The sequence below is a fragment of the Streptomyces sp. NPDC007088 genome, from assembly GCF_042869355.1.
Taxonomy (GTDB): Bacteria; Actinomycetota; Actinomycetes; order Streptomycetales; family Streptomycetaceae; genus Streptomyces.
Window position 1 is genome coordinate 197,333 of record NZ_JBIAFO010000007.1, and the last position, 12,375, is coordinate 209,707.

General features: G+C 72.2%; 9 protein-coding genes. 3 read left to right on the plus strand and 6 right to left on the minus strand.

Annotation, left to right across the window (positions count from 1 at the left end):
* The first annotated feature begins 71 nt into the window (after window positions 1-71).
* The 3 genes from ACFYMP_RS13840 (at window position 72) to ACFYMP_RS13850 (ending at window position 5,451) form a co-directional block, all read left to right on the plus strand.
* Window positions 72-2,111, plus strand: a complete 2,040-nt coding sequence (locus ACFYMP_RS13840) for a bifunctional aldolase/short-chain dehydrogenase (protein ID WP_388855645.1) — start codon at window positions 72-74, stop codon at window positions 2,109-2,111.
* 161 nt (window positions 2,112-2,272) lie between these two features.
* On the plus strand, window positions 2,273-3,664 hold the full coding sequence (locus ACFYMP_RS13845) for a rhamnulokinase family protein (protein WP_388856043.1): 1,392 nt from the start codon (window positions 2,273-2,275) through the stop codon (window positions 3,662-3,664).
* A 356-nt stretch (window positions 3,665-4,020) separates the two neighbouring features.
* On the plus strand, window positions 4,021-5,451 hold the full coding sequence (locus ACFYMP_RS13850; protein ID WP_388855648.1) for an alkaline phosphatase family protein: 1,431 nt from the start codon (window positions 4,021-4,023) through the stop codon (window positions 5,449-5,451).
* Window positions 5,452-5,565: 114 nt separating this feature from the next.
* On the opposite strand, the gene ccsB is transcribed toward ACFYMP_RS13850, so the two are convergent.
* From ccsB to ACFYMP_RS13880, 6 genes are all read right to left on the minus strand, one after another.
* Entirely contained in the window at window positions 5,566-6,642 is a 1,077-nt protein-coding gene (ccsB, locus tag ACFYMP_RS13855) for a c-type cytochrome biogenesis protein CcsB (RefSeq protein WP_388855651.1), read from the minus strand.
* Entirely contained in the window at window positions 6,639-8,486 is a 1,848-nt protein-coding gene (locus ACFYMP_RS13860) for a cytochrome c biogenesis protein ResB (protein ID WP_388855654.1), read from the minus strand. Before ACFYMP_RS13860 ends, ccsB begins: the two co-directional genes overlap by 4 nt.
* 3 nt (window positions 8,487-8,489) lie before the next feature.
* A complete protein-coding gene (locus ACFYMP_RS13865) occupies window positions 8,490-9,260 on the minus strand; it encodes a cytochrome c biogenesis CcdA family protein (RefSeq protein WP_388855657.1) in 771 nt (256 codons plus the stop codon).
* Window positions 9,260-9,886, minus strand: coding sequence for a TlpA family protein disulfide reductase (locus tag ACFYMP_RS13870; RefSeq protein WP_388855660.1), 627 nt, complete (start codon window positions 9,884-9,886; stop codon window positions 9,260-9,262). The genes ACFYMP_RS13865 and ACFYMP_RS13870 overlap by 1 nt, the downstream gene beginning before the upstream one ends.
* 66 nt (window positions 9,887-9,952) lie before the next feature.
* A complete protein-coding gene (locus tag ACFYMP_RS13875) occupies window positions 9,953-11,377 on the minus strand; it encodes a hypothetical protein (RefSeq protein ID WP_388855663.1) in 1,425 nt (474 codons plus the stop codon).
* A gap of 322 nt (window positions 11,378-11,699) precedes the next feature.
* A complete protein-coding gene (locus tag ACFYMP_RS13880; RefSeq protein ID WP_388856046.1) occupies window positions 11,700-12,362 on the minus strand; it encodes a histidine phosphatase family protein in 663 nt (220 codons plus the stop codon).
* Window positions 12,363-12,375: the final 13 nt, after the last annotated feature.

The window sequence follows — 12,375 nt, forward strand, 5'->3', positions numbered from 1 at the left end:
GCCCGCGGAGCGCGTGACCTGCCGCCCCACCCTTCTCCCCCTCCTCGTCTTCGTTAAGGACTGAGAACACCATGGCACCCCACCCCGAAGCCGCCGCCCTGCTGGCCCGTTCGCACCGGCTCGGCGCCGATCCGCGCACCACCAACTACGCGGGGGGCAACGCCTCCGCGAAGGGCACCGCGACCGACCCGGTGACCGGCGGCGAGGTCGAGCTGATGTGGGTCAAGGGTTCGGGCGGCGACCTGGGAACCCTCACCGAGGGCGGGCTCGCCGTCCTGCGGCTCGACCGGCTGCGCGCCCTCAAGGAGGTGTACCCGGGGGTGGAGCGCGAAGACGAGATGGTCGCCGCGTTCGACTTCTGCCTGCACGGCAAGGGGGGCGCGGCGCCGTCCATCGACACGGCGATGCACGGCCTCGTGGACGCGGCGCACGTCGACCACCTGCACCCCGACTCGGGGATCGCGCTCGCCTGCGCGGCGGACGGCGAGAGGCTGACGGCCGAGTGCTTCGGCGACAGCGTGGTGTGGGTGCCGTGGCGGCGCCCCGGCTTCCAGCTGGGCCTGGACATCGCCGCGGTGAAGGAGGCCAACCCGCGGGCGATCGGCTGCGTCCTGGGCGGTCACGGCATCACGGCGTGGGGCGCGACGGCCGAGGAGTGCGAGCGGCGTTCCCTGCACATCATCCGTACCGCGGAGGCCTTCCTCGCCGAGCACGGGAAGGCCGAGCCCTTCGGCCCGCCGATCGACGGGTACGCGCCGCTCGACGCGGCCGGGCGCAGGGAGCGCGCCGCCGCCCTGGCCCCGGTGATCAGGGGCCTCGCCTCGCAGGACCGGCCGCAGGTGGGCCACTTCGACGACTCCGGGGCCGTCCTCGACTTCCTGGCGTCCGCCGGGCACCCGCGACTCGCGGCGCTCGGCACGTCCTGCCCCGACCACTTCCTGCGGACGAAGGTCAGGCCGCTGGTCCTCGACCTGCCGCCGTCGGCGCCGCTGGACGAGGCCGTCGCCCGCCTCCAGGAGCTGCACGCCGAGTACCGCGAGCAGTACGCCGCCTACTACGCCCGGCACGCCGACGCCGGCTCGCCGGCGATGCGCGGCGCCGACCCGGCGATCGTGCTCGTCCCCGGGGTCGGCATGTTCAGCTTCGGCAAGGACAAGCAGACGGCGCGGGTCGCGGGCGAGTTCTACGTCAACGCGATCAACGTCATGCGGGGCGCCGAGGCCGTGTCCTCGTACGCGCCGATCGAGGAGTCCGAGAAGTTCCGCATCGAGTACTGGGCGCTGGAGGAGGCCAAGCTCCGGCGCGCGCCGGAGCCCCGGCCGCTCGCCTCCCGCGTCGCGCTGGTCACGGGCGCGGGCAGCGGCATCGGCAAGGCGATCGCGCACCGGCTGGTGGCGGAGGGCGCGTGTGTGGTGGTCGCGGACCTGAACGGGCCGAACGCCGAGGCGGTCGCCGAGGAGCTGGGCGGACCGGACAAGGCGGTCGCGGTGCCGGTCGACGTGACCTCGCAGGAGCAGGTCGCCGCCGCCTTCGCCGCGGCCGCCCTGGCGTTCGGCGGGGTCGACCTCGTGGTCAACAACGCGGGCATCTCCCTCTCGAAGCCGCTCCTGGAGACGACGGCGGAGGACTGGGACCTCCAGCACGCCGTCATGGCGCGCGGCTCCTTCCTCGTCTCGCGCGAGGCGGCCCGGCTGATGCGGGCGCAGAGGCTCGGCGGCGACATCGTGTACATCGCCTCGAAGAACGCGGTGTTCGCGGGCCCGAACAACATCGCCTACTCGGCGACCAAGGCCGACCAGGCCCATCAGGTGCGCCTGCTGGCCGTCGAGCTGGGCGAGCACGGCATCCGGGTCAACGGCGTCAACCCGGACGGAGTCGTGCGCGGCTCGGGGATCTTCGCGGGCGGCTGGGGGGCGCAGCGGGCGGCGACGTACGGGATCGAGGAGGAGAAGCTCGGCGAGTTCTACGCGCAGCGCACCCTCCTCAAGCGCGAGGTGCTGCCCGAGCACGTGGCCAACGCGGTGTTCGCGCTGACCGGCGGGGACCTCTCGCACACGACGGGCCTGCACATCCCCGTGGACGCGGGTGTGGCGGCGGCCTTCCTGCGCTGACCGCACCGCCCGTCCGCCGCCCGCCCCCTTTCCGTACTCCCGCTTCCGTACTCCCGACTCCCGACTCCCGCTTCCGTACTCCCGCTTCCGAGGACACCGTGCCCAGCAGCCCCTCCCTCCTCTTCGCCGCCGCGGACCTCGGCGCCTCCAGCGGGCGGGTGATGACCGCCCGGGTCGGCCCGGACACGCTCGACCTGACGGAGGCCCACCGCTTCCCGAACCGGCCGGTCCGGGCGGGCACGACCCTGCGGTGGGACATCCTGAACCTGTACGCGGGTGTCCTCGACGGGCTGCGCGCGGCCGGGCAGGTGGCCTCCGTCGGCATCGACAGCTGGGCGGTGGACTACGGACTGCTCGACGCCGACGGGGCGCTCCTCGGCAATCCGGTGCACTACCGGGACGGGCGGACGGAGGGCGTCGCGGAGAAGGTGTGGGCGACGGTGCCGCCCGCCGAGCTGTACGCGACGACGGGCCTCCAGTACGCCCCGTTCAACACCCTGTACCAGCTCGCCGCCGCCCGGGGTTCGAGCCAACTGGCGGCGGCGAAGCGCCTGTTGCTCATCCCGGACCTGTTGACGTACTGGCTGACCGGCGAGGAGGGCACCGAGCTGACCAACGCGTCGACGACGCAGCTCCTCGACCCCCGCACGGGCGGTTGGGCGCACGGGATCGCCGGGCGCCTGGGGATCGACCTCGGTCTCTTCGCCCCCCTGCGCGCGCCCGGTGACGCGGCGGGGCACCTGCTCCCGCACGTCCTGGACGAGACGGGGCTGAGAGGACCGGTCCCGGTGACCGCGGTGGGCTCCCACGACACCGCGTCCGCCGTCGCCGCCGTACCCGCGACGGGCACCGGCGCGTTCGCGTACATCTGCACCGGCACTTGGTCCCTCGCGGGCCTGGAACTCGACGCGCCCGTGCTGAGCGAGGCGAGCCGCGCCGCCAACTTCACCAACGAGCTGGGCCTGGACGGCACGGTCCGCTACCTGCGCAACATCATGGGCCTGTGGCTGCTCCAGGAGTGCCTGCGGACGTGGGGCGACCCCGGGCTCCCGGCGCTGTTGCGGGAGGCGGGCCGGGTGCCCTCGCTGCGTTCGGTGGTGGACGCGGGGGACGAGGCGTTCCTCGCCCCCGGCGGGATGCCGGGGCGTATCGCCCAGGCGTGCCGGGCCACGGGACAGCCCGTCCCGCGCACCCCGGCCGAGACGACGCGCTGCATCCTCGACTCCCTCGCCCTCGCGCACCGCAGGGCGATCGCCGACGCGGCCCGGCTCGCGGACCGCGCGGTCGACGTCGTGCACGTCGTGGGCGGCGGCGCCCGCAACGCGCTGCTGTGCCAGCTGACCGCCGACGCCTGCGGCCTGCCCGTCGTCGCGGGGCCCGCCGAAGCGGCCGCGCTCGGCAACGTACTGGTCCAGGCACGCGCCCACGGCCTCGTCGGCGACCGGACCGCGATGCGCGAACTGCTCACCCGCACCCAGCCACTCGCCCGCTACGCACCCCGCGGAACCACCACCGCGTGGCGCTCGGCCGAACAGCGGTTCGCGAAGGGGTGACGGGCGAGCGGCACACCGGGGACTCCGTCGCCGGCACCCCCTGTTCGGCTCCGCGCCGGCCGCCGCGCGTCTCGCGGATGCGTGTCCGGAGCCGCTCGCCGCCGGTTCCCCCCTGCTCGTGGGCGTTCGCGGGCCTCGGAACCACCGTGGGCCTCACGGGCGGGCCCGGCCGGATCGACCGGCGCGACACGCTCACTCTTTGCGCATCCTTGATCACTTTGCGATAACTTGATGTGCCGTTCACGTAAGTTCATCCAACTGCCCTGATCCCCTTTCCCCGGCGCCGGGTTCAGTGTTCGACGGCCCCCGGCCACCGTTCGCAACAGCCCCCGTACGTCAAGGGAAGTGGGACAGCCATGCCCGGAATGACCCGTCGCGGATTCCTCGGTTCGGCCGCCGCCGCGACCGGCGGTGCCGCCGCGCTCAGCCTGCTGCCGCCCAGCGTCCAGGAGGCCGTGGCCGCCGGGCCCCGGCCCGGCGGCTCGCTGGACGACGTCGAGCACGTCGTGATGCTCATGCAGGAGAACCGGTCCTTCGACCACTACTTCGGCACGATGCGCGGGGTGCGCGGCTTCTCCGACCCCCGCGCCCTGCGCCTGGACACCGGGAGGTCCGTGTTCCACCAGCCGGACGCGGTGAACCCGGACGGCTACACGCTGCCCTTCCACCTCGACACGCACACCACGAGCGCGCAGGCCATCCCCTCCACCAGCCACGCCTGGGCCGTGCAGCACGAGGCGTGGAACGGCGGGAAGATGGACAACTGGATGCCCGCGCACCGCAAGGCGGACGGCGTGAACGGGCCGTACGTCATGGGGTACTACACGCGGGAGGACATCCCGTTCCAGTTCGCGCTGGCCGAGGCGTTCACCGTGTGCGACAACTACTTCTGCTCGGTCATGGGCCCGACCTGGCCCAACCGCATGTACTGGATGACCGGCACCCTCGACCCGGACGGGCGGCACGGCGGCCCGATCCTCAACAACACCGCCCCGGCCGGCGGCTACACCTGGACCACCTACGCGGAGCGCCTGGAGGCGGCCGGGGTGAGCTGGAAGGTGTACCAGCAGGACGACGACTACGGCTGCAACATGCTGGAGAACTTCGCGAACTTCCGGAACGCGAAGCCCGGCGAGCCGCTGTACGAGAAGGGGGTGCGGTCCCAGCCCGAGGGCACCTTCGAGGCCGACGCCCGCGCCGGGAGGCTGCCCGCGGTGTCCTGGATCATCTGCACGGGCGAGCAGTCCGAGCACCCCGACTACCTGCCGGCGGCCGGCGCCGACTACGTCGCCTCGAAGATCGAGGCCATCGCCTCGAACCCGGAGCTGTGGCGCAAGACCGCGTTCATCCTCAACTACGACGAGAACGACGGCCTCTTCGACCACGTCGTTCCGCCCACCCCGCGCGCGGGGACCCCCGAGGAGTTCGTGCGGGGTCTGCCGGTCGGCGGTGGTTTCCGGGTGCCGTGCGTGATCGTCTCGCCGTGGACCGTGGGCGGTTTCGTGGCCGGCGAGTCCTTCGACCACACCTCCGTACTCCAGTTCCTGGAGCGGGTCACCGGGGTGGCCGAGCCCAACATCAGCCAGTGGCGCCGCCGTACCTTCGGCGACCTGACCTCGGCCTTCGGCTTCCGCGAGGCCGCGCTCCGGCCGCCCCGGCTGCCCGAGGACACCGCCGAGCAGCTCGCCGAGGCCGAGCGCGAGGTCGCGACCCTCCCGAAGCCCTCCCTGCCCGGTGGCGGCCAGCGCCCGCCCCGCCAGGAGCCCGGACACCGTCCGCGCCGCTGAGGACGCCGAGGCCGCCGAAGCCGCCGAAGAGCGCCTCCCCGTACGACAAGGCGCCGCCCGGCCCCTCCTGCGGGGGCCGGGCGGCGCCTCGTGTCCGTACTCGGGTCCGCCGGCTCAGACGCCCGCGTACGAGTGCTTGCCGGTCACGAAGATGTTGACGCCGTAGTAGTTGAACAGCCAGCAGGCGAAGGCGATGAGGGCCAGGTAGGCGGCCTTGCGGCCCTTCCAGCCCGCGGTGGCCCTGGCGTGCAGGTAGCAGGCGTAGGCGACCCAGGTGATGAAGGACCACGTCTCCTTCGGGTCCCAGCCCCAGTAGCGTCCCCACGCGTCGCCGGCCCAGATCGCGCCCGCGATGATCGTGAAGGTCCACAGCGGGAAGATCGCCGCGTTGACCCGGTACGAGAACTTGTCGAGGGTCGAGGCCGCGGGCAGCCGGGACAGCACGGACTGCGCGAACCTGCCCGGGGTGCCGCCGGTGGCCAGCTTGTTCTCGTAGCTGTCGCGGAACAGGTAGAGCGCCGTGGCGACGGCGGCGACGTAGAAGGCGGCCCCGCAGAAGATCGCGGTGGAGACGTGAATCCACAGCCAGTACGAGTGCAGCGCCGGGACGAGCTGGTCGCTGGAGGTGTAGAGCACCGTCGTCGCGAGCCCGAGGTCCAGCAGGACGGTGGTGACCAGGGGCAGCCCCAGCCAGCGCACGTTGGTCTTGGCGATCAGCAGGCCGAGGAACACCGCGACGGCGACCGCCGAGAAGGTGATCGAGAACTCGTACATGTTGCCCCACGGCGCGCGCTGCACCGAGAGGGCGCGGGTGAGGACACCGCCGACGTGGACGGCGAAGGCGAGGGAGATGAACGAGACGGCGATCCGGCCGTAGACGTCGCCCTTCTCGCTCCCGCCGGCCGCGCCCGGCCCGTCCGGCACGTCCCGGGTGCCGGCCGCCGAGCGGGTGACGACCTTCGGACGGTCCAGTACGGCCGTCGAGCCGGCCTTGCGGACGGTCACCGCCGGGGCGGCGGCCACGGACTCCTCGGTGACGGCGGCGGCGGTACGGCCGACCCGGCTGCGGCTGCCGAAGATCCACTCGGCGATGCTCGCGAAGAAGGCGAGCATGTACACGGCCATCGCCGAGTAGATGAGCACGTTGCTGGTGTGCGCCAGGCTCTCGTTGGTTCCGGCGGCGAGATTCACTTCTCAGCCCCTTCGGCTTCGGCTGGGGTTACTGCGGGGGTACCGGCTCGCGGCGTCGGGCCGGCCACCGGATCGGTTCCGGACGGCGCGGGCGCCTGGGGCTGCCCGTCCGCCTCCGGATCGGGGCCGGGGGCCGTGGGCGCCCGGTCGTGGAGGGTGCCCACGAGAGCGGACAGCTCCTGAGGGAGTTTCGCCGACTCGCTGCGGCCGAGGCCGGCCATCTCGACGACGGTCACTCCGTCCGCCCCGGTCCTGGCCCGCACCCAGACGCGGCGGCGCTGGATGAACAGCGATCCGGCCAGTCCGGCGATCGCGGCGATCGCGCCGCCGAGCGCGAGTCCCGCGCCGGGCTGCTGGCTGATCTGGAAGCTGGCCCATTCCTTGATGTCCTTCTCGAAGGTCACCGAACCGGCGCCCCCGGGGAGCTTCATGGTCTCGCCCGGCAGGAGCAGCTTCTTGTACAGCTGGCCCTTGGAGTCCTTGAACTCCTTCAGCTTCGTCTTGTCGAGCTGGTAGACGTTCTGCGCGATGCCGGAGTCGATGCCGAGGTCACCGTGGTACGCGGACAGGGCGAGCACGGGGTAGCCGAGGCCGGGGAAGGTGGACAGCATCCCGGTGTTCCGGCCGAAGGTCGGCACGAAGAAGGCGTTGAAGCCGAGCTGTTCCGGCTTGCCCCGCTTGTCGGTGTAGCCGTCGGCGACCTTGATGGCGCCCTGCGCGGTGCCGTTCGCGTCGAGCGGCAGCAGCGCCGAGGCCCCGTGGTAGATGACCTTGCCGGCGCGGTCGCGGACGGTGACGACGGGCGCGTAGCCGTGCCCGTTGAGGAAGACCTTGGAGCCGTCCACGTCCAGCGGGTGGTTGGGCGAGATGGTCTGCCGGTGCTCCTTGCCGTCGGCGCCCTTGCTCCACGTGACGTCGGCGGTGTAGACGCGCGGGGTGCCCTTGTTCGGCCCGGTGGTCTCGTACGTGCCGGTGAACTTGTCGAGCGTGAAGTGGTACGGCGCGAGGTCGTCGTCGCTGAACAGGCTGCCCGACTTGAAGTCGTCGTACTGGGTGCGGGTGTTGGAGAACCCGTCCCCCTCGATGACGAGCTTCCCGCCCTCGGACTTGAACAGGGAGCCGGTGGCGAAGGCCACGAGCATCACGATGAGCGCGACGTGGAAGACGAGGTTCCCGGCCTCGCGCAGATAGCCCTTCTCGGCGGCGACGGCCCCGCCGTCCCGGCCCGTCCCGTAGGCGTCGGCCCGGTAGCGGCGCTTGCGCAGCAGCGAGCGGGCCCAGTCCTGGACCTGCTCGGGCGTGGCCTCGGTGCGCCAGGTCGTGTACGCGGGCATCCGGTCCAGGCGCCCCGGCGCGCGCGGCGGGCGGCCCCGCAACTGGCCGACGAACTGCCAGGTGCGCGGGATGATGCAGCCGATGAGGGAGACGAACAGCAGGATGTAGATCGCGGAGAACCACACCGAGCTGTAGACGTGGAACAGGCCGAGCTTGTCGTAGAGCGGCCCGAGGGTCGTGTGGACCTTCCTGAAGTCGGCGACCTTGAGTTCGTCGGAGCCCTGCTGCGGGATGAGCGATCCGGGGACGGCGCCCAGCGAGAGCAGGAACAGCAGGATCAGCGCGACCCGCATCGAGGTGAGCTGCCGCCAGAACCAGCGCACCCAGCCGGTCAGCTCCCGCCAGGTCCAGGCGAGCGCCCCGCCGAACCCGGCCCGCCGCACCCCGCCGAAGGAACCGGGGACGGCCTTGTCGACGGGGGCGGTGGACAGTTGGGCTCCGGCGGCGCCGAGATCCTGTTCCTCGGCGTTCGCGGCGCGGGTGTCCTCGTGCTGCTGTGTACCGCTCATGGTTCAGATCCCCACCGTGAAGCCGTTGGCCCAGCCCTGCATGTGCTGAATCCAGGTGTTCCAGACCCCGGTGACCAGCAGGACCCCGGTCGCGATCATCATGACCCCGCCGATCCGCATGACCCAGACGTAGTGCCGCTTGACCCACGAGAAGGCGCCGAGGGCCTTGCGGAAGGCGATGGCGGCGAGCACGAAGGGGACGCCGAGGCCCAGGCAGTACGCGAAGGACAGCAGCGCTCCCCGGCCCGCGTCGGCCTGGGTCAGAGACAGGGTCTGCACGGAGGCGAGGGTCGGTCCGACGCAGGGCGTCCAGCCCACGGCGAACAGGGCGCCCAGTATCGGCGCGCTCACCAGCCCGGCGGTGGGCCGCCTGTGCAGGCGGAACTCGCGCTGCGTCATCCAGGGCATGAGCCCCATGAAGAAGAAGCCGAGCAGGATCATCAGTCCGCCGAGCACGCGGGAGATCGTGGACTGGTACGTCAGGAGTTCGCGGCCGAAGTAGCCGAACAGCGCGCCGGTGGACACGAAGACCACGGTGAACCCCAGCACGAACAGCGAGGCCCCCGTGACCATCCGGCCCCGCTTGGCCTCGGCCAGGTCCGTACCGCTGACCCCGGTGACGTAACTCAGGTAACCGGGGACGAGCGGCAGCACGCACGGCGAGAAGAACGAGACGAGCCCGCCGAGCACGGCGACCGGGAGCGCGAGCAGCAGGGCCCCGCTCAGCACGGTCTCGTTGTACCCGGGGGCGGCCAGCGCGCTCACCGCACTCATCACTTCTCCGCGATCAACGGGTCGATCATCTTGCGCATCTTCTTGTCGTCGAGCGCCATGAGCGCGCGGGCGGCGATCCGTCCGTCCCGGTCCAGTACGAGGGTGGACGGGATCGCCTGCGGGTTGAGGCTCCCCTTGGGGAAGCGCAGCATCAGCTTGCCGCTCGGGTCGTACAGGCTCGGGTACTCCACGCCGAACCGCTTCTCGAACTGCCGGGCCGGGCTGCGGTCGGGGTCGCGGGTGTTGATGCCGACGAAGCGCACGCCCTTGTCGCGCAGCTCCTTCTCGACCTTGACGAGGTAGGGGGCCTCGGCCCGGCAGGGCGCGCACCACGAGCCCCACACGTTGACGACGACGACCTGGCCCTTGTAGTCGGACAGGTCGAGCCGCTTGCCTTCGAGGGTCTTGCCGCCGATGTCCGGGGCCGGCTTGCGGTCGGCCGCCTTGACGGTGGAGACGCCGCCCGTACCGGTGGCGAAGTTGGTGCCGTCCGAACCGCTGGAGCTGCCCGAACCGCACGCGGTCAGCAGCAGCGCGCCGGCCGCCGCACCGGCCGGCAGCAGTGCGGCGCGGCGGCGGGGGAAGCGGAGTGGGGCGCGGTTGCCCTGGGCGGAGCGAGCACTCATGTGAAAAGTTTCGCATGTCTGTCCCAGGGATCTTCCGCACCCCCCTCCGCAGGGGAAAACCCCATTTCAGGCAGTGTTCACCGAACTGCCGGAAGGGGTCGGGGACGCCCCGTTACGCGGCTGTGCGGCACCTGCGAGGTAGCTGTGCCAGCCCCCGGCGGGGCGCTCCCCGACCCCGAGGGCGCGCAGCCGTTCCAGGACCCCCGGGTCCTGCGCGTCGAGCCAGTCGGTGAGCTGGCGGAAGGAGACGAGGCGTACGTCCTTGTGCCCGGCGATGCCCTTCAGCGCCTCCTCCACGGCGTCCATGTAGATGCCGCCGTTCCACTCCTCGAAGTGGTTGCCGATGAACAGCGGGGCCCGGTTGGTCTCGTAGGCGCGCCGGAAGCCGTTCAGGTAGGCGCCGGCGGCCTGCGCTCTCCAGCCCGGGTAGTGGACGGGCGGGGCCTTCGTGGAGTTGCGGGACTGGTTGAAGAGGATGTTGTAGTCCATCGACAGCGGCTCGAAGGAGTGCCCGGGGAAGGGCACGGCCTGGAGCGGGTAGTCCCACAGGCCGAGCTTCTTGCCGGGCCAGACCTGGAGGCCGCCGGGGCTGGAGGCGTCGTAACGCCAGCCCTTGGCGCGGGCGGCGGGCAGCAGGTTCTCCTGGCCGAGCAGGCAGGGGGTGCGGCCGCCGACGAGTTCCTGCCCGTAGTCGAAGGGCAGCGGCGGCAGCTCGTGCCAGCCGCTGTGGGTGCGCCACGTGGTGACGAAGCTCTCGGCCTGCTCGATCTCGCTGGCCCACTGCGCGGTGCTCCAGTTCGCCACGGAACCGGACCCCGCGCAGAAGTGCCCGTTGAAGTGGGTCCCGATCTCGTGGCCGTCGAGCCAGGCCGTACGGACGTACTTCAGGGTCTCCTGGATGTGGCCGTCCGTCAGGTAGCCGATGTCGGAGGCGCCGACCGGGTTCCCGGGCGGCCGGTAGACGTGCTTCTTCCCCTCGGGCAGCAGGTAGAGGCCGGACAGGAAGAAGGTCATGTGCGCGCCGTGGTCCTTGGCGAGCTTGAGGAAGCGGGGGAACAGACCGTTGCCGACCTCACCGGCGCCGTCCCAGGAGAAGACGACGAACTGCGGCGGGGTCTCGCCCGGCTCCAGGCGTACGGGCGCGGCGGGCTGATGGGGCTGGAGCCCGGTGAAGGCGGTCGACCCGTCGCCGATCAGGCGCAGCGGACGCGCGCCGCCCTGCCCGCCGGTGCCCGGCTCCGCCGTCCCGTGCGCGGACGGGCGCGGGGTGCCGCGCGAGGTGTCCGTGCCCTCGCTTGCCCCGCACGCGGCGAGGACCGGGGCGGCCAGCGCGCCCGCGCCCAGCCCGATCAGCTTCCGCCGCGACAGGCGGCCCTCGCCGGCGGGGGCGGGCTGTGCGTCGCCGCCCGGGGAGGGCTGAGCGCGAGCCGTGTGCGCGCCGTTCGCGTCCGTCGTGCCCCCGCCGCCCACGGCGTTCGTCGTTCCGGTCATGCCAGATACCGCCTTTCCTGTGAGTGCCCCACCAGGAAAGACCGATTAATACGATAAAGCGATTATGACACGAAAGGAGAAGGAGATCTCGAACCGACTCTTTACCGTCGGCGGCAGCGGGAACGGCCGGTCACGGCCGCCGGAACGGCCCGCCGCGGGGACGGGAAGCCGCCGGTCACGGGGCAGGCGGCGGCCGGGCCCGGGGGCGGGCGGCGGCCTGTCACGGGCACGGGCGGCGACCGGGCCCGGACACGGCGAGAGGCCCTCCGGACTGGCCGGAGGGCCTCTCGCCGTACCGCCCCGGAAGGCGCCGACCGCGCGGCTACGCGCCGAACGCCTTCGACTGACCGGCCCCGCCCGAGGTCTTCGCGGGCCTGGCCCCGGCCCGCAGGTGGGCCGGTACGAGGTCGATGGCGGGCTCCGAGTAGCCGACGGACACGATCGTGTCGCCCCGGAAGGTGAAGCTGGTGAGCGAGGCGAGCGTGCACTGCCGCTTGCGCGGGTCGTGCCACAGCCGCCGCCGCTCGACGAAGCTGCGCAGCATCCACACGGGCAGCTGGTGGCTCACGCAGACCGCCTCGTGGCCGCGCGCCGCGTCCTTCGCGCTCTCCAGCGCCCCGCGCATCCGCACGACCTGCTCGACGTACGGCTCGCCCCAGGACGGCTTCATGGGGTTGACGAGGTACTTCCAGTTCTGCGGGCTCTTCAGGGCGCCGTCGCCGACCCCGAAGGTCTTGCCCTCGAAGATGTTGGTCGCCTCGATGAGCCTGCGGTCCGTCGCGAGGTCGAGGCCGTGGCTCTTCGCGATGGGCGTGGCCGTCTCCTGCGCCCGCTCCAGCGGGGAGGCCACGACGTGCGTGATGTCACGGGAGGCGAGGTGCTCGGCGACCCGGTCGGCCATCTCGCGGCCGAGCGCCGACAGGTGGTAGCCCGGCAGCCGCCCGTAGAGCACGCCCTGCGGGTTCTCCACCTCTCCGTGCCGCATCACGTGGACGACG

What these genes read in the sequence shown, in the direction of transcription:
- ACFYMP_RS13840 (WP_388855645.1), top strand. Translation starts at nt 72, where the DNA reads ATGGCACCCCACCCCGAAGCCGCCGCCCTGCTGGCCCGTTCGCACCGG.
- ACFYMP_RS13860 (WP_388855654.1), bottom strand. Translation starts at nt 8,486, where the DNA reads ATGAGCGGTACACAGCAGCACGAGGACACCCGCGCCGCGAACGCCGAG.
- ACFYMP_RS13865 (WP_388855657.1), bottom strand. Translation starts at nt 9,260, where the DNA reads ATGAGTGCGGTGAGCGCGCTGGCCGCCCCCGGGTACAACGAGACCGTG.
- ACFYMP_RS13870 (WP_388855660.1), bottom strand. Translation starts at nt 9,886, where the DNA reads ATGAGTGCTCGCTCCGCCCAGGGCAACCGCGCCCCACTCCGCTTCCCC.
- ACFYMP_RS13875 (WP_388855663.1), bottom strand. Translation starts at nt 11,377, where the DNA reads ATGACCGGAACGACGAACGCCGTGGGCGGCGGGGGCACGACGGACGCG.
- ACFYMP_RS13845 (WP_388856043.1), top strand. Translation starts at nt 2,273, where the DNA reads ATGACCGCCCGGGTCGGCCCGGACACGCTCGACCTGACGGAGGCCCAC.
- ACFYMP_RS13850 (WP_388855648.1), top strand. Translation starts at nt 4,021, where the DNA reads ATGCCCGGAATGACCCGTCGCGGATTCCTCGGTTCGGCCGCCGCCGCG.
- ACFYMP_RS13880 (WP_388856046.1), bottom strand. Translation starts at nt 12,362, where the DNA reads ATGCGGCACGGAGAGGTGGAGAACCCGCAGGGCGTGCTCTACGGGCGG.